Here is a 20,725-nt window from a genome sequence, read left to right as displayed (position 1 = left end):
AAATGTAAATACATTTTTGCTGGCTGATATTTTTGTTTTATTGACTATTGAAGAATCAGCAGTGCGATCCTTTGTCATTCGCGACAAGAATGGGGATGGATACGACATAAACAGGCAAGCCGAAAGCACGAATGCCCCGGAATCTCCGCATGCGGAAATTCCGGGGCATGGTTACTGCCTGATGTTGGCCGCAAGCGGCGCGCAAATTACTGGAAGGTAAGCAGCAGGTCCTTGTTGGCGATGCGCTTGCCGGAGGCCACCAGCACCTGCTGGATCACGCCATCGCGCTCCGCCTTGATTGCCACTTCCATCTTCATCGCCTCGATGGTGAGCAGGGTGTCGCCCTGCACCACCGCCTGCCCCGGCGCCACCAGCACGGTGCTGACCATGCCCGGCATCGGCGCGCCCACGTGGTGCGGGTTGTCCTCTTCCGCCTTCGGCTGCGCGCTGGCCGCCACGGCACCGGCCTTGGCCACTTTGACCACCCGCGCCTGGCCGTTCAGTTCGAAGAACAGTTTGACGTGACCATCGTCGGTGTCGGCGCGGCCCAGCAGCTGCAGCAGCAGCGTCTTGCCGCGTTCCAGTTCGATGCAGACTTCCTCGCCCTCCTTCAGGCCGTAGAAGAAAGCACTGGTCGGCAGGATCGACACGTCGCCAAAACGGGCACTGTGAGCAGCGAAGTCCTTGAACACCTTGGGGTACATCAGGTGCGAGGCCAGTTCCTGTTCGGTGCAGTCGCGGCCCAGGCTGGCGGCCAGCTTCTGCTGTTCCGCCGCCAGGTCTACCGGCGGCAGCAGCGCGCCGGCACGCTTTGTGAGTGCGGCTTCGCCCTTGAGCACCTTGCGCTGCAGCGCTTCCGGGAAGCCGTGCGCCGGGTAGCCCAGCTCGCCCTTGAACAGCGATACCACCGAATCCGGGAAGTCGATGGCCCGTTGCGGGTCGGCCACCTGCGCCGGGGTGAGTCCGTTGGAGACCATGAACAGCGCCATATCGCCCACCACCTTGGAGGTGGGGGTGACCTTGACGATGTCGCCGAACAGCAGGTTGACCTGGGCGTAGGCTTCGGCCACTTCCGGCCAGCGCGCCTCCAGCCCCATCGAACGGGCCTGTTCGCGCAGGTTGGTCACCTGCCCGCCCGGCATTTCGTGGTGGTACACCGCGGCGGTGCCGGCGCGCATGTCGGCTTCGAACGGCGCGTAGCTGCGGCGCACCTGTTCCCAGTAGTCCGACAGTTGCTGCAGCCCCTGCGGGTCCAGCCCGCTATCGCGCGGCCCGCCGGCCAGCGCGGCCACGATCGAGCCCATGTTGGGCTGCGAGGTCAGCCCGCTCATGGCGTCCAGCGCCGCATCCACCGCGTCGACGCCGGCATCGATGGCGGCCAGCACGCTGGCGGCGGCAATGCCGGAGGTGTCGTGGGTGTGGAAGTGGATCGGCAGGCCGACCTCCTGCTTCAGCGCCGTCACCAGTGCCGATACCGCGCGCGGCTTGCAGATGCCGGCCATGTCCTTGATGGCGATGATGTGGGCACCGGCCTGCTCCAGCTGTTTGGCCATGTCCACGTAGTAGCGCAGGTTGTAGCGCGGGCGGCTGCTGTCGAACAGGTCGCCGGTGTAGCAGATGGCGGCTTCGCACAGCGCGCCGGATTCGCGCACCGCGTCCATTGCCACGCGCATGTTCTCTACCCAGTTCAGCGAATCGAACACGCGGAACAGGTCCACACCGCCGGCGGCGGCCTGCTGGATGAACTGGCGGACGACGTTGTCCGGATAGTTGGTGTAGCCCACCGCATTGGAGGCGCGCAGCAGCATCTGCAGCAGCGTGCCGGGCACCGCCTCGCGCAATGCGGCCAACCGTTGCCACGGGTCTTCCTTCAGGAAGCGCATCGCCACGTCAAAGGTGGCACCGCCCCAGCATTCCAGCGACAGCAGCTGCGGCGCCAGTTTGGCGTAGTACGGCGCAATTGCCAGCATGTCGGTGCTGCGCATGCGGGTGGCAAACAGCGACTGGTGCGCGTCGCGCATGGTGGTGTCGGTGATCAGCACCTGCGGCTGCTCGCGCATCCACTGCGCGAAGCGCTCGGCGCCGAGCTCCTTGAAGATGTCGCGGCTGCCTTTGACGCTGGGCGCCGGAGTCGTCACCAGCGGCAGCCGTGGCTGCGCCGGCAGCGGGTTGGGGTGCTGGCGGCCGGCCATTTCCGGGTTGCCGTTGACGATCACCTCGCCAAGGAAGTTCAGCAGCTTGGTGGCGCGGTCGCGGCGGGCCGAGAAGCGGAACAGCTCCGGGCTGGTATCGATGAAGCGGGTGGTGCACTGCCCGGATACGAACAGCGGGTGAGTGATGACGTTTTCCAGGAACGGCAGGTTGGTGGACACGCCGCGGATGCGGAACTCGCGCAGCGCGCGGTGCATGCGGGCGTTGGCCTCGGATGCACTGTGGCCCCACACCGTTACCTTCACCAGCAGCGAGTCGTAGAACGGGGTGATCACCGCGCCGCCGTAGGCGGTGCCGCCATCCAGCCGCACGCCGAAACCGGCGGCACTGCGGTAGGCGGTGAGGCGGCCGTAGTCGGGGGTAAAGCCGTTCTCCGGGTCTTCGGTGGTGACGCGGCATTGCAGCGCGTGGCCGCTGAGTCGGATATCGGCCTGCGCCGGCACGAAGCTCTCTTCGCTACCGATACGCGCGCCTTCCGAGATGCGGATCTGCGCCTTGACGATGTCCACCCCGGTTACCGCCTCGGTAACGGTGTGCTCCACCTGGATGCGCGGGTTGACTTCGATAAAGTAGAACTGGCCGCTATCGGCATCCTGCAGGAATTCCACCGTGCCGGCGTGGGTGTAGCCCACTTGCCGCGCCAGTTTCAGGGCCGCCGCGCACAGCTCGGCGCGCTGTGCCTCGCTCAGATACGGCGCCGGGGCGCGCTCCACCACTTTCTGGTTGCGGCGCTGCACCGAGCAGTCACGCTCGAACAGGTGCACCAGGTTGCCGTGCTGGTCGCCAAGCACCTGCACCTCGACGTGGTGCGCGCGGCGCACCAGCTTTTCCAGGTACACCTCATCGTTGCCGAAGGCAGCCAGCGCCTCGCGCCGCGCCACGTCCATGGCATCGGCCAGCTCGCCCTCGTGTTCCACCACGCGCATGCCACGCCCGCCACCGCCCCAGCTGGCCTTCAGCATCAGCGGGTAGCCAACGTTGGCCGCAAGCTGCTTGGCCTCGGCCACGTCATACGGCAGAGCGCCGGTAGCCGGCACCACCGGCACACCGGCAGCCTGCGCCAGCTCGCGCGCCGCCACCTTGTTGCCCAGCTGGCGCATCACTTGCGGCTTGGGGCCGATGAAGGTGATGCCGGCGGCAGCACAGGCTTCGGCGAACTCCGGGTTCTCGGACAGGAAGCCGTAGCCGGGGTGAATGGCATCCACCTTGGCTTCCTTGGCGATGCGGATGATGTCCGGGATATCGAGGTAGGCGGCGATGGGTTTCTTGCCGGCACCCACCTGGTAAGCCTCGTCGGCCTTGGTGCGGTGCAGGGCGAGCTTGTCTTCCTCCGCATAGATGGCGACGGTGCGAATGTTCATTTCGCTGGCGGCGCGCATCACGCGGATGGCGATTTCGCTGCGGTTGGCGATCAGGATGCTGCGGATAGCGTTCATATAAGAGCCACACAAAACCAGAGTCGGAAAAGGGAACAGCGCCAGGCAGCCTGAACGTAGGGGCACCTCGAAAAACTCCCGCTTGCGTTGCGATACTGCGTTGCTCGCTTAGAAATCCGTGCTTTTCGAGGCGCCCGTAGCAGACTCAAAAATGGCGAACGCAAAGCGTCCGCCATGAGCATCGACGTCTACAGGGCAAGCCCGTGGCGGCATGGATCGTCGTCATCGACGCACAGCCGCCCGGAGCCATATGCCCAGCCGCGCCCGGTGGGATGCGGCTGGTTGGCCGTGCGCCCACCTACCTCGGTCGTTGCCAGCACTTCTGCGATGATTCTCCACTGATGACCGACCGCGCTACCTGCCTGCCCCCGACATCAATCAGCCCACGAGCGAACATTGTTGCCAGCCTGGCCGGTCTGGTGGTGCCGCAGCGCAACTCAGCCCGGTCGCCCTTTCTGCTGGCGGTAGGCCACCACGGTCTGTACCAGGTCGGCAATCGAGCGGGCGCCCATCTTGTCCATCATCTTGCCGCGGTGCGCCTCTACCGTCTTGATGCTGATGCCCAGGTCGTCGGCAATGATCTTGTTCATCTTGCCCTCGATCACCCGCTCCAGCACCTCGCGTTCGCGGCTGGTAAGCGTGGCCAGCCGCGCCTCGCACTGCTGCACACCGCTTTCGTTCTGCCGCGCGCTGGCCGCTGCGGCCAACGCGCCCTCTACCGCCGCCAGCAGCGCTTCCTGGTTGAACGGTTTTTCCAGGAAGTCATGCGCTCCGCGCTTTACCGCCTGCACCGCCATCGGCACATCGCCATGCCCGGTGATGAAGATCACCGGCCAGGCATTGCCGCGTGCCTGCAGTTCTTCGTATAGCTGCAGCCCGCTCATGCCCGGCATGCGGATATCCAGGATCAGGCAGCCACTGCCCTGCCCAGGCTGGAAACTGGCCAGAAAGCCTTCGGCGCTGTCGTGGCACAGCACACGGTATTCGTGGCTTTCCAGCAGCCACAGCAGCGAATCGCGGAAGGCTTCGTCGTCGTCAACGATATGGATGCGGATGTCGGTACGGTTCATGGTTCATACACCGGCAGGGTGAAGCGGAAAATGGTACCACCCAGCGGATGATCTTCCACTGAGAGTTGACCCTGATGGAACTCGACGATGGAGCGGCAGATGTTCAGCCCCATGCCCATGCCATCGCTCTTGGTGGTGAAGAAGGCATCGAACAGCTGGGTCTTGATGTCGTCCGGCACCCCGTGGCCGCGATCGACGATGGCCAGCTCAATGCGGCGGCCATTGTGACGCTGCACCGAGACTTCCAGCTGGCGCTCGGCCGGCGGCAGCTGCTGCATGGCTTCCATGCCGTTCTTGATCAGGTTCAGCAGCACCTGTTCGATCAGGATCGGGTCGACATGCACCAGCGGCAAACCGGGCGCCAGGTGCACATTGATGCTGCAAGCCAGCCGCCGCGCCTCGATATCGGCAATCGCCAGCGCGGCGTCGATCACCTCGCCGATCGCCACCGGCTTGCGCACCGGCTCGCTCTGCTTCACGAATTCGCGCACCCGGCGCACGATCTTGCCTGCGCGCTCGGCCTGGGCGGTGATCTTCTCCATCACCGGAATCAGCGTCTCGGCACTGGCCTTGCCCTGCCGCAGCCGTTCCACGCAGCCGGCCTGGTAGTTGGCGATGGCCGACAGCGGCTGGTTGAGTTCATGCGCCAGGGTGGAGGCCATCTCGCCCATGGTGATCAAGCGCGAGGTGGCCTGCAGCTTGAGCATCTGCTCCTCGTAACGCTGCTCCGCGGCGCGCTGCTCGGTAATGTCGGTAAGAATCAGCATCTGCGCCGCCTCGCCATCCACCCAGCGCAGCGGCCGGGTACGCAGCAGGCACCAGCGCGCCGGCTCGTCCAGCCAGATTTCCTGCTCGCTGCTGGCATGGCGCAACAGCCGGTACAGCCGCAGGTCGCAGTATTCGTTGCCGCTGTCGTCGCTGTCTGCGGCCAACCATTCGCGGTAGCGGTGGTTGCTGAACAGCAGCTGCTGGCTGCTGGGGCGCACCACCGCCACTGCCGCATCCAGCCCTTCGATCACCGCGATGAAGCGCTCGTTGGCCGCCTCCAGCAGCTGCTGCGCCTCGCGTTTTTCGGTCATGTCGCTCAGTGCCGCCATCCAGCCGGTTTGCTGGCCATCGGCATCGATCAGCGGCGATACCAGCAGCTGGCCGTAGAAGCGCTCGCCATTCTTGCGCTGCATCACCGATTCGAACAGCTGCTGGGTATGCTCGCCGGACAGCGTCTGGCGCAGCACTTCGTAGTTGTAGGGCGCCACGTCCGGCGCCCAGTACGGGTACGGCGGGCGCAGGCCTATCAGTTCGGCCTCGTCGTAACCGGTGATGCGGCAGAATGCCGGGTTCACGTAGCTGATGGTGCCTTCCAGGTCGATGGCGCGAATGCCCACCACCAGCGAATCCTCCATCGCCTTGCGGAACATGTATTCGTGGCGCAGCGCCAGCTCGGCCTGCTTTTGCGCGGTGATGTCGCGGCCGGAGAAATAGATCACCCCGGCATCCGGCAGCGGGCTCAGCGCCCAGGCCAGCAGCAAGGTATCGCCACTGCGGCTCAGCACGCGGGTTTCCAGGTAGTGGTCCACGCTGCCGGCCTGCAGCAGCTGCTGCAACATCTGCCGCGTAGCTTCGCGCTGCGCCGGGTGCAGATAACTCAGGAACGAGGTGCCCACCAGCTGCTCGGCCGGATAGCCCAGCCCGGCCACCACCGCCGGGTTGACGTGCAGCAGGGTGCTGTCGGCGCGCATCACACCCAGCCATTCCCGCGACAGGTTGTAGACGCGGTCGCGCTCGCGCTCGGCCGCCACCCGGCGGCGGATATGCCGCGACAGGCTGATCAGGCTCAGCAGGGTGAGCACCGACAAGCCGGTGACCAGCCCCAGCTGGATCAGCCGGTTCTTGTCCACACTGCTGCGCACCGGCCGCGCCAGCAGCTGCAGCGGCGTGCCGGCCAGCTGGATGCTCTGCACCACCCGGCTGGTAGTGGTGTTGTTGGCGTTGCTGGCCAGCAGCTGTTTACCGCTGCCCAGCTCCAGATAGTATTTTTCGGCAAACCACGATGGCGGCACCCGCCGCACGAAGGCATTGGCCTGGTAGATGGCGATCACCATGCCGCGAAACTGGGTGTCGCGGAACACCGGCACCATCAGATCAAAGCGCCAGTCTCCGTTATCCAGCCGATACGGCTGGCTGAACAGCGAGCGACCCTCGCTTTGCGCCTGCAGGTAGGCCGTGGCACTGGCGCCGGACAAACCGGCCCCTGCCACCAGCCCGGAATCCTCATATGGCGCGATCCAGCGCAGGGTAAAACTGGCATCCGCCCATACCACTGCCGTCATTTCCGGGGTATTGGCCAGGAACTGCGAGGCCTGCACCAGGAAGCCTTCCTCGTCCAGCTCCTCGCGGCCGATGTCGCGCGCCATCTGCGCCAGCTCGCTCTGCTGGCCGTCCAGCCGCAGGCGCATGGTCTGTTCCGCCCACAGCGTGTCCTTGGCCAGGTCGGTGCGCAGCTGCTCGCTTTCGCGCGCATCCAGCGTCCACAGCATCACCGCCATGGTCAGGAAGAACAGCACGATGGTGCTGTTGGGCATCAGCCAGTGAAAACGGCTGCGCTTGAGCGAGGTATAGAAACGGGGGGTACGCATGCAATGGCGGGTTGGCCGCAAGGGAATCGGGAATGCGATAATAGGCACTCCTTGCCAACACCGCCATCAGGAACAGCCCGTGCCACGCCTAGCCTGTCTTGCCCTGTTGCTCTGCTCCGCCCTTGCCAGTGCCATGCAGCCGATACGCATCGGCGTGTCCGGCCCGTTCAGCGGCGGCTCCTCCCCCATGGGCCTGAGCATGCGCGGCGGTATCCGCCTGGCGGCGGAAGACATCAATCGCCGTGGCGGCATCCTGGGGCGGCCGATCCAGCTGGTGGAGCGCGACGACCGTGGACAGCCCTCCTACGCCGTGCGCGTGGCCAGCGAGCTGATCGACCAGCAGCGGGTGGTGGCCACCGTCGGTTTTGCCAACAGCGGCGTGGCGCTGGCGTCGCAACAGCTGTACCAGCAGGCCCACATCCCGGCCATTACCGCGGTGGCCACCGCGCATGTGATTACCCAGCAGTTCCTGCCGCCCAGGCATGCGGCCAACTATGTGTTCCGCGTGGCGGCATCGGATGCGCTGCAGGCGCCGCTGATCGTGCGCGAGGCGCAGCGCCGTGGCTTTCGCCGCGTGGCGGTGCTGAGCGACAACAGCAATTATGGCCGCCTGGGGCAGCAGGACTTGCTGAAGGCGCTGCAGGCCAGCAATATCCGCGCCGTCAGCGTGCAGCAGTTCCGCAATGGCGAGCTGGACATGAGCCGGGCGCTGGAGGCGGCGCGCGCTGCCGGTGCGCAGTGCATCCTCACCTACACCATCGGCCCGGAACTGGCGCAAATCGCCAACACCCTGGCGCAGATGGAGTGGCGCATCCCGCTGATCGGCAGCTGGACGCTGTCGATGTCCAACTTCATCGACAATGCCGGGCCAAACGCGGAGGGCGCGCGCATGGTGCAGACCTTCATCGAGGACGGCAACACCCCGCTGCGTGCCAGCTTCATCCGCCGCTACCTGCAGCGCAATCCGGGCGAGCGCATCCCCTCGCCGCCCTCCGCCGCCCAGGGCTACGACAGCCTGCTGCTGCTGGCGGCCGCCATGCAACAGGCCGGCAGCAGCGACGGCCCCAGGGTGCGTGCCGCGCTGGAGAACCTGCGCACACCGGTAGCCGGCCTGATCGCCACCTATCGGCGCCCGTTTTCCGCCAGTGATCACGAGGCCATCGAACTGGACATTCCGGTGATCGGCGAAGTGCGTCAGCGCAAGGTGATCTACGCCTACCCGCAGGACCGGCTGCGCCACCCGTAACATCGCGGCCCGGAATGCAAAAAAGCACCTCGAGAGGTGCTTTTTGTTTGCCACTACGTTAACAACCGCGCTTAGCGGCGCACTTCCTTGTCCTTCAGGTGTGCTTCCAGCGCATGGCCGGCGGACAGAATGTGGAAGCGCAGGAACTCGGCAGCCTCGTCGGCCGCGCCCTTGCGGCACAGGTCGAGCAGCTTGGTGTGCTCCTCGTGCGCGCGCTCCATGGTGCGGGTCAGCAGGATCTGCATGCGGGTGTAGCGGTCGGTCTTGTTGTGCAGCTGTTCCAGCAACGCCAGCGTGTTGGGGCGCTTGGCGGCACGGTACAGCGCCAGGTGAAAGCGCGAGTTCAGCTCGCCCCAGTGGCGGATATCATTGCTGGACAGCGCCAGTTCGAATTCTTTCAGCGTGGCCTCGGCAGCTTCCAGATCTGCCGCCTCCTGGCGCGGAATGGAGGCGCGCAGCAGCTCGCTTTCCAGCATGGCGCGAATCTCCACCAGCTCCAGCACATCGTCCAGCGACAGCTTGGACACCAGCGCGCCCTTGTGATCGATGATCTGGATCAGCCCTTCCGCCTCCAGCTGGCGCAGTGCCTCGCGCACCGGCACACGGCTGACGCCGTACTCGTTGGACAGCGCTTCCTGGCGCAGCTGCTGCCCGTCGGCAAACTCACCCGACAGGATGCGTTGACGCAAGGATTCGGTAACGGCACTGGTCAGGGTCTGGCGCTTGATGGGCTGCAAGGTGGTCATGGCGTGGCTCTGGCTATCGGATACATGCAAATGTATCCGATTTTACAGTGAATATCACTTCCTACAACCGGAGCAAAAGCGAAAACAATGAAAAACCGAGGCAGCAACCGGGATTCAGACTGCCGGGGTCAGTGCCCCGGCCAGCACTGCCAGAGCGCCACGCCAGTTGCCGGCAGCCAGGCGCAACAAAGCCCTTGCGCATGACGCAAGGGCTTTGAGGTGTACATATGGGGTGGATGATGGGACTCGAACCCACGACAGCCGGAATCACAATCCGGGACTCTACCAACTGAGCTACATCCACCGCTGAACGGTGTGCCGGCCAGTGAACACTGACAAGACAGATATTGTGGGGTGGATGATGGGACTCGAACCCACGACAGCCGGAATCACAATCCGGGACTCTACCAACTGAGCTACATCCACCACTGCAAATTTTTGGCGCGCCCGACAGGAATCGAACCTGTAACCCCCGACTTAGAAGGTCGGTGCTCTATCCAGTTGAGCTACGGGCACTCACATCGGGCTGACTAAATTAGGGCTGTTGGTCGGGGCGGTGGGATTCGAACTCACGACCCTCTGCTCCCAAAGCAGATGCGCTACCAGGCTGCGCTACGCCCCGACAACAGGCTGCGAACTATACTGACCTGCCTTTTCCGTGTCAACTGTGGATGCGCAATTTTTGCAATCACATGCTGTTTGATTATCGAAGTCGCGGTATGCATGCGACAGAGAGGCATAAAAAAATCTGCCGCCACAGCACGGCAAGCCCTTGAAGTGATTGAGCAGAACGGCCAAAAAATGCGAAAATCCGGCCTTTCCTTCCAACCAACCGATTTTTAGGTGGATAGCAGCATGGCGGCACAACTCATCGACGGCAAGGCCGTCGCCGAAACCCTGATCAACCGCGTACGCGAAGGTGTGGATGCCCGTGTGGCAGCCGGCAAGCGTGCCCCGGCCCTGGCCGTGATCCTGGTAGGCGATGACCCGGCCTCCGGCATCTACGTCAAGAACAAGAAACGTTCCTGCGAAAAGGCCGGCATCCGTTCCGTCGCCTACGACCTGCCTGGCAGCACCAGCCAGGAGGAACTGCTGGCCATCATCGACCAGCTCAATGCCGACGACAGCGTGGACGGCATCCTGGTGCAGCTGCCGCTGCCCAAGCAGATCGATCCGCAGCTGGTAATCGAACGCATCAACCCCAAGAAGGACGTTGACGGCTTCCACCCGTACAACATGGGCCGCCTGGCAGTGAAAATGCCGCTGCTGCGCCCGTGCACCCCGCGCGGCGTGATGACGCTGCTGGAAGAGTACGGCATCGATCCGAAAGGCAAGAACGTGGTGATCGTAGGCGCTTCCAACATCGTTGGCCGCCCGCAGGCGCTGGAAATGCTGCTGGCGCGCGCCACCGTTACCGTGTGCCACAGTGCCACCGCCGACCTGGCTGCCGAAGTTGGCCGCGCCGACATCGTGGTGGCCGCGGTGGGCAAGCCGAAGTTCGTGAAGGCCGAATGGCTGAAACCGGGCGCGGTAGTGATCGACGTGGGCATCAACCGCCTGGCTGATGGCAGCATCTGCGGCGACGTGGACTTTGCCCCGGCACGCGACATCGCCAGCTTCATTACCCCGGTACCGGGTGGTGTCGGCCCGATGACCGTGGCGACCCTATTGCAGAACACGCTGGATTCGGCCAACCTCAACGCCTGATAGCAGACTGCATGCACTTCGACGCCACCGTCTGCCCCGTGCCGGCGGTGGCGTTTGTCTTTACCGATAGCACGCCCCCGATAAAAACAGACAAAGAGCCAGAGCAATGAGTAACAAACACTCCGCCACGCTGCTGATCAGCTGCCCGGACAGCCAGGGCCTGGTTGCCGCCATCGCCAACTTTCTGCTGACCTACAACGCCAACATCCTGCACGCCGACCAGCACCAGGACCCGGTGGAAGGCCTGTTCCTGATGCGCGTGCAGTGGGACCTGCAAGGCTTTGCCCTGCCGATGGACAGCTTTGCCGCTGCCTTCGCGCCAATTGCCGCCAAGTACAACATGCAGTGGGAGGTATCGCTGTCGGTACGCAAGCCGCGCATGGCGATCTTCGTCTCCAAGTACGAACACTGCCTGGTGGACCTGCTGCACCGCTGGAGCATCGGCGAGCTGGATTGCGACATTCCGCTGATCATCTCCAACCACGAAGACTGCCGCCGGCTGGCCGAATACCACGGTATTCCCTACCACGTGATCAGCGTGAACAAGGACAACAAGGAACAGGCCGAGGCCGAGCAGTGGGCACTGCTGGAAGCCGCCGAGGTGGATCTGATCGTGCTGGCGCGCTACATGCAGGTGCTGTCGCACAAGTTCGTGGAGCGCTACCCGCACCGCGTCATTAACATCCACCACAGCTTCCTGCCGGCCTTCGACGGCGCCAAGCCCTACCACCGTGCCTTTGCCCGCGGCGTGAAGCTGATCGGCGCCACCAGCCACTACGTGACCGAGGTGCTGGACGACGGCCCGATCATCGAGCAGGAGGTCACCCGCATCTCGCACCGTGACGACGTGGAAGACCTGATCCAGAAAGGCCGCGACCTGGAACGCGTGGTATTGTCGCGGGCGGTGCGCTGGCACCTGGAAAACCGCATCCTCGCCTACAACAACAAAACCGTGATTTTTGACTGATGAGCTTGCCACTGCTGCACGACGCCATCGACCTGGTTCGCCTGCGCGTCGCCCCGCTGGAACACTACCGCTACTCCCCGCTGCAGCTGCTGCTGGTGCTGCTGTTGCTGGGCACCCTGGCCGCCGCCAGCGCCATTGCTGCCGGCGCCCAGGGCGATAGCGCCGGGCTGGTGGCACTGTTCACCGCCTACATCACGCTGGAGACGCTGGGTTTCAGCCTGTTCATGCGCTGGTGGCTGCAGCGGGCCGGTAGCGGGCTGCAGGGCTCGCTGTTCGGCCTGATCCTGGCAGCCAGCGGCCTGCAACTGCTGGATCCGCTCACCTACTGGCTGCCCACTGACGTGGGCCAGGGGCTGTCCATGGTGCTGGGGGTGGGCAATGTACTGGTGCTGGTGAATGCACTGGCAGCCTGCAGCGGTGCCAGCCGCAGCCGCGTATTGCTCGGTACGCTGTTGTTTGCACCCATGGCGCTGGCGCTGCTGCTGGGCATGCTCAGCCTCGGCAACGATCTGGGCATCGCCAGTGTGCCGGAGCTGGTCGTGCCGGTCGGGCAATAAGCTTACCCGGCAGAAACGCACAAGCCCTTGCAGTCGCTGCAAGGGCTTGCTCATTTTGTCACGCCATGGGGGGCGTCAGGGTTCTTCCTGCGCCGGCACCTGCAAGGCGGCCTGCAGGCTGCGGCCAAGCTCTTGCCGCTCGAAGGCGCTGCGCCACATGGCATGGAAAGCGCCGTCTCGATACAGGGCGAAATCCGGCAGGTGGAACAAGCCGAAACGCCGTGCCAATGCTGTCGCCACGGCGACATCGACGTAATACAGGCCGATATCCTCTGCCAGCCAGTGCGGCAGCTGCTGCCGCCAGCCGCGGCAGGCCCCGCAGTGGGGCTGGCCGAACATCACCACGCTGATACCGGGCCGGGCCGCCAGCCGGGAGTCGAAATCGAATTCGTCCAGCGGCTGCCAGCGCATGGCCGCTGCCGACATGGCGTTCAATCCACCTTGGCGATGTAGCGGGCCAGCTGCAGCATGGCGCGCACCGCCTCGCTCTTCGGCCCCTGCTCGCCGCGTACCTTGGCATAGCGGCGCAGAATCGCGCGCGACTCCACATGCACATCCATTTCGGTGTCCGGCGAGGTCACCAGCGTCATGCGGCTGCCGGCCTCCTGCAGGCGCGGTGCGCCCTGGGCAATGGCCAGGTACACCTTGTGCGCGTTGTGCTGGGTGACATGATCAAACAGGTACAGCATGGAGTTGATGCGCAAGCCGGTCTGCTCGCGGATGTGGCGCAACAAGGCCTGGGAGCGCAGCTCCCCACGCTGCGACACCCCACCGGGAAGACTGAAGCGACCGGTTGGGCTGGCAGTCATCAGCACCCCGTCCGGCAATTCGATAATGGCAGTCGCCAAGCGCGGCATGGTGGGGGTCAAACGGGATTCGTAACTACTTCTTTCCGATACCAAGGACATATTTATATGTAGCTCTCGTGGCTAGATACTATTTTTTATTTGAAAATCATACTCTTCGCTGCCGGCTAAGCAGTCAGGCATTTTAAACAGCGACTTGGAACCAGGGCAAACGCCGTGGGCATGAAATGCAGCCATGCGGCGCTACGCACCACCCTTTCCGACAAACCCCCAATCTGTGCATCGGGCGGTCACCTGCAGCACGAAAAACCGTGCTTGCCAGCGGCACCCGGGCGTGCCGATTCGGTACAATCGCCGCCTTGCCCCTGCGGCCAACCTGATAAGCCAGTTTGCACATGTCCCCTACCCCTGCTTCACGCGCCATCGTCATCGGCGGCGGCCCGGCCGGCCTGATGGCAGCCGAAGTCCTGCTGCAGCAAGGTCTGCAGGTAGAACTGTTCGATGCCATGCCCTCGGTTGGCCGCAAGTTCCTGCTGGCTGGCGTGGGCGGCATGAACATTACCCACAGCGAGCCACGGGCGCCGTTCCTGTCACGCTACGGCCTGCGTGAGCGCGAACTGACGCCGCTGATTGATGCCTTCGATGCCGATGCGCTGCGCGCCTGGGTGCATGGCCTGGGTATCGACACCTTTGTCGGCAGCTCCGGCAAGGTGTTTCCCACCGCCATGAAGGCCGCGCCGCTGTTACGCGCCTGGCTGGTGCGGTTGCGCGAGGCCGGGCTGCAGCTGCATGTGCGCCACCGCTGGCTGGGTTGGGATGCGACAGGCCGGCTGCGCTTTGCCACCCCGGATGGCGAGGTGCTGCGCGACGCTGCTCCCACCGTGCTGGCGCTGGGCGGCGGCAGCTGGGCCAAGCTGGGCTCGGATGGCAAGTGGCTGCCACTGCTGACGGCCAAGGGCGTGGATAGCGCGCCACTGCAGGCGGCCAACTGCGGCTTTGTCTGCGGCTGGAGCGAGCACTTCGCCGCCAAGTTTGCCGGCAGCCCGCTGAAGAATGTGGCACTGCAGTTCGAGGATGTGCACGGCAAGGCGCTGAGCCGCCGTGGCGAAATGGTGCTGACCGCGGACGGCATCGAAGGCAATCTGGTGTACGCCTTTGCCGCCGCCATCCGCGAGCGCATCAACCGCGACGGCAGCGCCAGCATCCAGCTGGATCTGGCGCCGGACCGTGACCTGCAGCGGCTCACCACCGAGCTGCAACGTGGCCGAGGCGCCGCCTCGCTGGCCAACCATCTGCGCAAGCAATGTGGCATCGATGGCGCCCGCGCCGGCCTGCTGCGCGAGTTGCTGGACAAGGAAACGTTCAACGATATGGCGCGTCTGGCCGCTGCCATCAAGGCGCTACCGCTGACGCTGCATGCCACGCGCCCCATCGACGAGGCAATCAGCACCGCCGGTGGAGTGCGCTTCGAAGCCATGGATGACCAGCTGATGCTGACGGCGCTGCCCGGCGTGTTCTGCGCCGGCGAGATGCTGGACTGGGAAGCGCCAACCGGCGGCTACCTGCTGACGGCATGCCTTGCCAGCGGCCGTGCCGCCGCCAACGGCCTGCTGCACTGGCTGGCACGGCAAGCCTGAGCCGCAAACGCTCAATGCGGTGCGTTGCGCACCTGTTCCCAGCTGATGCGGAAGTTCTGCAGGTAGAAATGATTCAGCGCGCCAGTTTCGGCCAGGTGTAGCGCCTCGCGGTCAACCCCTTCGCGCAGCCAGCCCAGCCCCGGGCGGTAGCTGAACTGCTCCAGATAGCTGCCAACCAGGCCATCCAGCCGTTTCACCCGCCCGCTGACCTGGCGCGCAATATCCAGGGTTGCCTGGTAGTCATCGAACACCACATCCACCCGGCCACCGGCCAGCATGGTCAGCGATGCCTGGCTATCCGGTGCGCTTACCCGCCGCCAGTGGGTTTGCTGTGCCAGCAGCTGCGGGTAATCGTAAGACGGCACCCACGCCACCCGCAGGCCGGCAAAACGCTGCAGATCGTGGTAGCGCTGCTCGGCAATTCCGCTTTGCACCCAGGCATACAGCGGCCAGAACACCAAGGGTTGCTGGCTCTGCTGCCAGCCGCCCGGGCTTTCGCGCGCGGTGGCAAATGCCACTACATCTGCCTGCCCGCTTGCGGCCAGCTTGTAGCAGCCGCTTATCGACAGGAACTGGAAACGCAGTGCCACATCACGCTGCGCCGCCACCCGCTGCAGCACCTCGGCCGCCAGGCCCTGTACCTCGCCGTTGTCGGCACGATAGATGAACGGCAGCCAGCGCTCGGCGCATACCGTCAGCGTTTGTGCCTGCAAGGTGCAGGCCAGAAATAGCGCCGCCCAAGCCCAGTTCTTGCATCCGCCTGCCTTCATTGTGCGCACTCGCAAGTTCGATATATTGATTATCGAACTGACGCATGGGGAAACTCAATGCCTAATCGCCAGCTGCCGCAACAGATGGCGATAACACCTGCCCGCCTGCCCCCCATATCTCACGCCGGCGCGCCAGCCAGCAGCCAGTCCACCGCTGCCGCCGCGTGCAGCGCGGTGGTGTCGAACAGCGGCAGCGGGCTGTCATCCGCTCCCAGCAGCATGCCGATCTCGGTACAGCCCAGAATCACCGCTTCGGCCCCCGCCGCCTGCATGGCGGCAATCACCTGCTGATAAGCCGTGCGCGAGGCCGCTAACACCTTGCCCTGGCACAGCTCATCAAAAATCACCCGGTGCACCTCGGCACGGCCGGCTTTGTCCGGCAGCAGCACCTGCAGCCCGGCTGCGGCCAACCTGTCGCGATAAAACGCCTCATCCATGGTGAAGCGGGTGCCGAGCAGGCCCACGCGTTGCACGCCGGCTGCCTGCAAGGCGGCTATGGTGGGGTCGGCAATATGCAGCAGCGGCAGATCGACCGCCGCCTCGATGGCCGGCGCCAGCTTGTGCATGGTATTGGTACACAGCAGCAGGCCGGCGGCACCGGCCCGTTGCAGCCCCTGCGCGGCGGCGGCCAGCTGCGCCCCCAGCGCGTCCCAGTCGCCGGCGCGCTGCCGTGCGGCCACCGGGGCAAAGTCCACGCTGTGCAGCAGCAGCGGCGCCGAGTGCAGCCCGCCGAGACGCTCTCGCACGCCTTCGTTAATCTGCTGGTAGTAGTGCAATGTCGATTCCCAGCTCATGCCGCCCAACAGCCCCAGATAACGCATCACCACACTCCCGCGATCAACAGTTCATCCCACAGCAGATAGCCGGCTGTCGCCGCCATCGCCGTGGCCATCACGCCATTGAACCACAGCCGCACCCGCTCGCGCGCCAGCTGGTGGCGCAAGGCATCGCCCATCCCGGCCCACAGTGCGATACACGGCAGGTTCACCATGGCGCAGATCAGCGCCAGCAGCAGCGAGTGGCCGGCATGGGCACCCGTCGGCAGGAACAGCACGCTGGTATTGATCACCATCACCCAGGCCTTGGGGTTCACCCACTGGAACGCCGCCGCACCGATGAAGCCTAGCGGCCTGGCTGCCTGCCGCCCCTGCGGCGCGCCGGCACGCCACACCTGCCACGACAGCCAGAACAAATAGCTACAGCCGGCCAGCGCCAGCCACAGCCGGCCGTGCTGCAACAGCGTCAGCACCCAGCCCAGCAGCAGCGATACCAGCAGGATCTGCAGGCCGTGGCCGCCGGAAATGCCCAGCATGTGCGGCACGGTGCGGCGCCAGCCGAAATTGACCCCGGATGCGGCCAACATCAGGTTGTTGGGGCCGGGGGTGACGGACATCAGCGCGACATAACTCAGTAATGGCCAGCTCAGCATGGCTTGCTCCTCTTGAACGGATAGCGATACGAGCATGCTAATGCCGTGGCGCCACTGGTTACAGCCGCACGGATTTGTTATTGTCACGGTGACAGTTACCCACTACCGGCAACTGTCACCATCACTTTCCCACCCCGCTGTCACGAGACACCGATGAGCACCGCCACCCTGTACCAGCAGCTTGCCGACGACCTGTCCTCCGCCATCAATCTGGGCACCCTGCCGCCCGGCTCGCGCCTGCCGTCGGTGCGCAAGACCGCCAGCAGCCGCCAGCTGTCGCTCAACACCGTGGTGGCCGCCTACCGCGTGCTGGAAGACCGCGGCCTGATCGAGGCGCGGCCGCAGAGCGGCTACTACGTGCGCTCGCGGCTGCCGTCGCCGGCCCGTGGCGCCAGTCACCGCCCCGGCCCGGCGCGCGGCACCGACGGCGCGGTACTGGACCTGATCGGCGCAGCGCTGAAGGCGCAGCAAACGCCGGGCTACATCGACATGGCGCTGGCCTGCCCGCGCGGCGGCGACTTCTACCCCTCGGCCAAGCTGGCGCGGCTGATGGGCCAGGTGCTGCGCAAGCAGCCAGGGCTGGTGGGCAATTATGCGCTGCCGCCGGGCTCGGAACGGCTGCGCACCCAGATCGCCCGCCGCGGACTGGAGCTGGGCATGGCGCTGCAGGCCGACAACATCATCCTCACCCACGGCGCCATGGAGGCGCTGCAGCTGGCGCTGCGCGCCATCACCCGCCCCGGCGACACCGTGGGCATCGAATCACCCACCTACTTCAACCTGCTGCCGTTGTTCAACAGCCTGGGGCTGAAGGCGGTGGAGATCCCCACCGACCCGCAGCATGGCCTGGCGCTGGACGCGCTGGAGCTGCTACTGCAGGAAAAACGCCTCAACGCCATCATCGCCATGCCCAATGTGCACAACCCGCTGGGCTGCAGCATGAGCACCGACAACAAGAGAAGGTTGGCCGCACTGGTGAACCGCCACCGCGTGCCGCTGATCGAGGACGCGCTGTACGCCGAGCTGCAGTTCGGCGACGCGCTGCAGCCGGCGGTGAAGGCCTTCGACCAGGACGGCTGGGTGCTGGTCTGCGCCAGCTACACCAAGACGCTGGCACCGGACTTCCGCGTCGGCTGGCTGGAAGGCGGCCGCTTTGGCGAGGAGATCAAGAAGCTGAAGTTCGCCAGTTCCATCGCCGAGCCGCTGGTGCTGTGCGAAACGCTGGGTACCTTCCTGGAATCCGGCGGCTACGACCACCACCTGCGCGCACTCAAGCGCCGCTACGCGCTGCACGTGGACAAGGTACGCGCGCTGATCGCCGAATACTTCCCGCCCGGCACCCACGCCACCACCCCCAGTGGCGGCTTTCTGATCTGGGTGGAGCTGCCGGAAGACTACGACACCGTGGCGCTGTTCCACGCTGCCATCGCCGAGCGCATCAGCATCTCGCCCGGCCCGCTGTACTCACCCAGCGGCCGCTACCGCAACGCGCTGCGCCTGTCCTGCTGCCAACCGCTGGACGAGCGCTACGTTGGCGCGCTGCAACGGCTGGGGGAGCTGGCACGCGGTGTACGCATGCCAAGCTCAACACAAGTCATTGATTTGATTAACAATATCTAAAACCATAGGGTTTCCCCGCAAGGGGCAGCCCCAACAGACAGCCCACTTTCCAGGCGCTAGAGTCCGCCGCGAACGCGGTAAAACCCGCTTGCCAGCAAGGACAAGCACCGCGACATCGACACAACCTGGAGAGAACAAGCATGTGGTCACACGTTTATGACCCGCTTGGCAACCCGTGGCTATCCACGCTGGCTGCCAGCATTCCCGTTATCGTGCTGCTGGGCGCACTCGGCATTTTCCACGTCAAGGCACACAAGGCCGCACTGCTGGGCCTGGCTACCTCGCTGCTGGTGGCGGTAGCCGTGTTCGGCATGCCGGCGGACATGGCCGCCAGCGCCACCTTGCTGGGTGCGGCCAACGGCCTGCTGCCCATTGGCTGGATCATCCTCAACGTGATCTTTCTGTACCAGCTCACCGAGCGCAAAGGTCAGTTCGCCATCCTGCGCGAATCGATTTCCGGCATCACCACCGACCGCCGCCTGCAGCTGCTGCTGATCGCCTTCTGCTTTGGTGCCTTCTTTGAAGGCGCCGGCGGCTTCGGCACCCCGGTGGCGGTAACCGGCGCCATGCTGATCGGCCTGGGCTTTTCGCCGCTGGCGGCTTCCGGCCTGTCGCTGATCGCCAATACCGCACCGGTGGCCTATGGCGCGCTGGGCACGCCGATCACCACCCTGGCCAAGGTTACCGGCCTGGACGTGCTGCAGATTTCGTCCATGGTTGGCCGCCAGATGACCATCTTCGCCATCCTGGTGCCGTTCTGGCTGCTGATCGCCTTCTGCGGCTGGCGCAACACCATGCGCATCTGGCCGGCGGTGCTGGTGGCCGGCTTGTCGTTCGCCATTCCGCAGCTGATCGTGTCCAACACCATGGGGCCGGAACTGGTAGCCGTGATCGCCTCGGTGTGTTCCATTGCCGCGCTGGTGGGCTTCCTGAAAGTGTGGCAGCCGAAGGAGGTCTACACCTCCACTGCCGGCACCATGGGAGGCGAAGCCGCCAACGGCGCCAAGGCCATCGTGGCCGACAAGCATCATGGCTACAGCCGTGGCGAAGTGATCCGCGCCTGGCTGCCATGGCTGATCCTGTCGGTAGCGGTGTTCGCCTTTGGTTCGCCGTCGGTGAAAAAGCTGCTGGACAGCATCTTCACCCTGGAAATCCAGTGGCCGGGCCTGCACAACCTGATCTACAAGATGCCGCCGGTAGTGGCCGAACCGCACCTGGAGGCCGCCATCTACAAGTTCAACCTGCTGTCCACCACCGGCACCGGCATTCTGGTTGCCGCGCTGATTTCGGCCTTGATCATGGGCTACCGCCCGCTGCAGATGCTGAAGGTGTACAAGGAGACCTTCTGGTCGCTGCGCTACTCGCTGATCACCATCGTGGCCATGCTGGCGCTGGGCTATGTCACCCGCTTCTCCGGCGTGGACATCACCCTGGGCCTGGCGTTCTCGCACACCGGCGTGTTCTACCCCTTCTTCGGTACCCTGCTGGGCTGGCTGGGCGTTGCGCTTACCGGCTCCGACACTGCGGCCAACGTGCTGTTCGGCGGCCTGCAGAAAGCCTCGGCACAACAACTGGGCCTGTCGCCGGTACTGATGACCGCGGCCAACTCTTCCGGCGGCGTGATGGGCAAGATGATTGATGCACAGTCCATCGTGGTAGCGTCCACCGCCACCCAGTACTACGGCAAGGAAGGCGTGATCCTGCGCTATGTGTTCTTCCACTCGCTGGCACTGGCCTGCCTGGTGGGCCTGGTGGTCAGCGCCATGGCCTACCTGCCGCCGTTCACCGCGCTGGTGATTCACCCGTAAACACGGACTCACCACATGAAAAATCCCCGCTAGCAACTAGCGGGGATTTTTGCTTTGCAGTGCCGGGCTTGGCTGAGCT

At 64.8% G+C, this 20,725-nt stretch carries 16 protein-coding genes and 4 tRNA genes; 7 read left to right on the top strand and 13 right to left on the bottom strand.

What is annotated here, in order from left to right; genetic code table 11:
- Nucleotides 1-206: 206 nt before the first annotated feature.
- From ACFOKJ_RS05985 to ACFOKJ_RS05975, 3 genes are all read right to left on the bottom strand, one after another.
- Complete coding sequence (locus ACFOKJ_RS05985) at nt 207-3,647, bottom strand: pyruvate carboxylase (RefSeq protein WP_390277473.1); 3,441 nt, start codon at nt 3,645-3,647, stop codon at nt 207-209.
- 437 nt (nt 3,648-4,084) lie between these two features.
- Nucleotides 4,085-4,717: a response regulator transcription factor gene (locus tag ACFOKJ_RS05980; protein ID WP_390277471.1), complete on the bottom strand. Its 633-nt coding sequence runs from the start codon at nt 4,715-4,717 to the stop codon at nt 4,085-4,087.
- Nucleotides 4,714-7,353, bottom strand: a complete 2,640-nt coding sequence (locus tag ACFOKJ_RS05975; RefSeq protein WP_390277469.1) for a PAS domain S-box protein — start codon at nt 7,351-7,353, stop codon at nt 4,714-4,716. Before ACFOKJ_RS05975 ends, ACFOKJ_RS05980 begins: the two co-directional genes overlap by 4 nt.
- Before the next feature lie 79 nt (nt 7,354-7,432).
- On the opposite strand from ACFOKJ_RS05975, the gene ACFOKJ_RS05970 reads away from it, so the two are divergent.
- The gene (locus ACFOKJ_RS05970; protein WP_390277466.1) at nt 7,433-8,599 is read left to right on the top strand and encodes an ABC transporter substrate-binding protein; all 1,167 of its coding nucleotides are present in this window, start codon (nt 7,433-7,435) and stop codon (nt 8,597-8,599) included.
- Between the two features lie 71 nt (nt 8,600-8,670).
- On the opposite strand, the gene ACFOKJ_RS05965 is transcribed toward ACFOKJ_RS05970, so the two are convergent.
- The 5 genes from ACFOKJ_RS05965 to ACFOKJ_RS05945 all read right to left on the bottom strand — a co-directional run bounded on the left by ACFOKJ_RS05965 (nt 8,671) and on the right by ACFOKJ_RS05945 (nt 9,967).
- Nucleotides 8,671-9,345: a GntR family transcriptional regulator gene (locus tag ACFOKJ_RS05965; RefSeq protein WP_390277464.1), complete on the bottom strand. Its 675-nt coding sequence runs from the start codon at nt 9,343-9,345 to the stop codon at nt 8,671-8,673.
- A gap of 228 nt (nt 9,346-9,573) precedes the next feature.
- Nucleotides 9,574-9,649 (bottom strand) — tRNA-His (locus ACFOKJ_RS05960).
- A 46-nt stretch (nt 9,650-9,695) separates the two neighbouring features.
- Nucleotides 9,696-9,771: transfer RNA gene (locus tag ACFOKJ_RS05955), tRNA-His, on the bottom strand.
- A 13-nt stretch (nt 9,772-9,784) separates the two neighbouring features.
- Nucleotides 9,785-9,861 (bottom strand) — tRNA-Arg (locus ACFOKJ_RS05950).
- A gap of 29 nt (nt 9,862-9,890) precedes the next feature.
- Nucleotides 9,891-9,967: transfer RNA gene (locus ACFOKJ_RS05945), tRNA-Pro, on the bottom strand.
- A 233-nt stretch (nt 9,968-10,200) separates the two neighbouring features.
- On the opposite strand from ACFOKJ_RS05945, the gene folD reads away from it, so the two are divergent.
- The 3 genes from folD (at nt 10,201) to ACFOKJ_RS05930 (ending at nt 12,576) form a co-directional block, all read left to right on the top strand.
- Nucleotides 10,201-11,052, top strand: coding sequence for a bifunctional methylenetetrahydrofolate dehydrogenase/methenyltetrahydrofolate cyclohydrolase FolD (gene folD / locus ACFOKJ_RS05940; protein ID WP_390277461.1), 852 nt, complete (start codon nt 10,201-10,203; stop codon nt 11,050-11,052).
- Between the two features lie 106 nt (nt 11,053-11,158).
- Entirely contained in the window at nt 11,159-12,019 is an 861-nt protein-coding gene (gene purU, locus ACFOKJ_RS05935; protein ID WP_390277458.1) for a formyltetrahydrofolate deformylase, read from the top strand.
- Nucleotides 12,019-12,576: a hypothetical protein gene (locus tag ACFOKJ_RS05930; protein ID WP_390277456.1), complete on the top strand. Its 558-nt coding sequence runs from the start codon at nt 12,019-12,021 to the stop codon at nt 12,574-12,576. The genes purU and ACFOKJ_RS05930 overlap by 1 nt, the downstream gene beginning before the upstream one ends.
- Nucleotides 12,577-12,651: 75 nt before the next feature.
- Here ACFOKJ_RS05930 and ACFOKJ_RS05925 read toward each other — a convergent pair whose 3' ends face one another.
- The gene (locus ACFOKJ_RS05925; protein WP_390277455.1) at nt 12,652-13,002 is read right to left on the bottom strand and encodes a thioredoxin family protein; all 351 of its coding nucleotides are present in this window, start codon (nt 13,000-13,002) and stop codon (nt 12,652-12,654) included.
- 5 nt (nt 13,003-13,007) lie between these two features.
- Nucleotides 13,008-13,433 (bottom strand): NUDIX domain-containing protein, encoded by a 426-nt coding sequence (locus ACFOKJ_RS05920; RefSeq protein ID WP_390277453.1) that lies wholly within the window; start codon nt 13,431-13,433, stop codon nt 13,008-13,010.
- Between the two features lie 344 nt (nt 13,434-13,777).
- On the opposite strand from ACFOKJ_RS05920, the gene ACFOKJ_RS05915 reads away from it, so the two are divergent.
- Entirely contained in the window at nt 13,778-15,019 is a 1,242-nt protein-coding gene (locus ACFOKJ_RS05915; protein WP_390277451.1) for a TIGR03862 family flavoprotein, read from the top strand.
- A gap of 11 nt (nt 15,020-15,030) precedes the next feature.
- On the opposite strand, the gene ACFOKJ_RS05910 is transcribed toward ACFOKJ_RS05915, so the two are convergent.
- The 3 genes from ACFOKJ_RS05910 to ACFOKJ_RS05900 all read right to left on the bottom strand — a co-directional run bounded on the left by ACFOKJ_RS05910 (nt 15,031) and on the right by ACFOKJ_RS05900 (nt 17,218).
- Nucleotides 15,031-15,732, bottom strand: a complete 702-nt coding sequence (locus ACFOKJ_RS05910) for a substrate-binding periplasmic protein (protein ID WP_390277448.1) — start codon at nt 15,730-15,732, stop codon at nt 15,031-15,033.
- Between the two features lie 176 nt (nt 15,733-15,908).
- Nucleotides 15,909-16,610, bottom strand: coding sequence for an aspartate/glutamate racemase family protein (locus tag ACFOKJ_RS05905; RefSeq protein WP_390277446.1), 702 nt, complete (start codon nt 16,608-16,610; stop codon nt 15,909-15,911).
- A complete protein-coding gene (locus ACFOKJ_RS05900) occupies nt 16,610-17,218 on the bottom strand; it encodes a LysE family translocator (RefSeq protein ID WP_390277444.1) in 609 nt (202 codons plus the stop codon). Before ACFOKJ_RS05900 ends, ACFOKJ_RS05905 begins: the two co-directional genes overlap by 1 nt.
- A gap of 153 nt (nt 17,219-17,371) precedes the next feature.
- Here ACFOKJ_RS05900 and ACFOKJ_RS05895 point away from each other — a divergent pair, with 153 nt between their 5' ends.
- Nucleotides 17,372-18,838, top strand: coding sequence for an aminotransferase-like domain-containing protein (locus ACFOKJ_RS05895; protein ID WP_390277442.1), 1,467 nt, complete (start codon nt 17,372-17,374; stop codon nt 18,836-18,838).
- Between the two features lie 140 nt (nt 18,839-18,978).
- On the top strand, nt 18,979-20,646 hold the full coding sequence (locus tag ACFOKJ_RS05890; RefSeq protein ID WP_390277440.1) for an L-lactate permease: 1,668 nt from the start codon (nt 18,979-18,981) through the stop codon (nt 20,644-20,646).
- The last annotated feature ends 79 nt before the right edge of the window (nt 20,647-20,725 follow it).

The sequence above is a fragment of the Vogesella amnigena genome, assembly GCF_042648905.1.
GTDB lineage: Bacteria > Pseudomonadota > Gammaproteobacteria > Burkholderiales > Chromobacteriaceae > Vogesella > Vogesella amnigena.
This window is presented reverse-complemented; position numbering and strand designations above follow the sequence as displayed.

Excerpts from the sequence above, each read along its gene's own strand:
- ACFOKJ_RS05980 (WP_390277471.1), bottom strand. The coding sequence starts at position 4,717 with ATGAACCGTACCGACATCCGCATCCATATCGTTGACGACGACGAAGCC.
- ACFOKJ_RS05895 (WP_390277442.1), top strand. The coding sequence starts at position 17,372 with ATGAGCACCGCCACCCTGTACCAGCAGCTTGCCGACGACCTGTCCTCC.
- ACFOKJ_RS05920 (WP_390277453.1), bottom strand. The coding sequence starts at position 13,433 with ATGCCGCGCTTGGCGACTGCCATTATCGAATTGCCGGACGGGGTGCTG.
- ACFOKJ_RS05985 (WP_390277473.1), bottom strand. The coding sequence starts at position 3,647 with ATGAACGCTATCCGCAGCATCCTGATCGCCAACCGCAGCGAAATCGCC.
- ACFOKJ_RS05925 (WP_390277455.1), bottom strand. The coding sequence starts at position 13,002 with ATGTCGGCAGCGGCCATGCGCTGGCAGCCGCTGGACGAATTCGATTTC.
- ACFOKJ_RS05915 (WP_390277451.1), top strand. The coding sequence starts at position 13,778 with ATGTCCCCTACCCCTGCTTCACGCGCCATCGTCATCGGCGGCGGCCCG.
- ACFOKJ_RS05905 (WP_390277446.1), bottom strand. The coding sequence starts at position 16,610 with ATGCGTTATCTGGGGCTGTTGGGCGGCATGAGCTGGGAATCGACATTG.
- ACFOKJ_RS05930 (WP_390277456.1), top strand. The coding sequence starts at position 12,019 with ATGAGCTTGCCACTGCTGCACGACGCCATCGACCTGGTTCGCCTGCGC.
- folD (WP_390277461.1), top strand. The coding sequence starts at position 10,201 with ATGGCGGCACAACTCATCGACGGCAAGGCCGTCGCCGAAACCCTGATC.
- purU (WP_390277458.1), top strand. The coding sequence starts at position 11,159 with ATGAGTAACAAACACTCCGCCACGCTGCTGATCAGCTGCCCGGACAGC.
- ACFOKJ_RS05890 (WP_390277440.1), top strand. The coding sequence starts at position 18,979 with ATGTGGTCACACGTTTATGACCCGCTTGGCAACCCGTGGCTATCCACG.
- ACFOKJ_RS05975 (WP_390277469.1), bottom strand. The coding sequence starts at position 7,353 with ATGCGTACCCCCCGTTTCTATACCTCGCTCAAGCGCAGCCGTTTTCAC.
- ACFOKJ_RS05965 (WP_390277464.1), bottom strand. The coding sequence starts at position 9,345 with ATGACCACCTTGCAGCCCATCAAGCGCCAGACCCTGACCAGTGCCGTT.
- ACFOKJ_RS05900 (WP_390277444.1), bottom strand. The coding sequence starts at position 17,218 with ATGCTGAGCTGGCCATTACTGAGTTATGTCGCGCTGATGTCCGTCACC.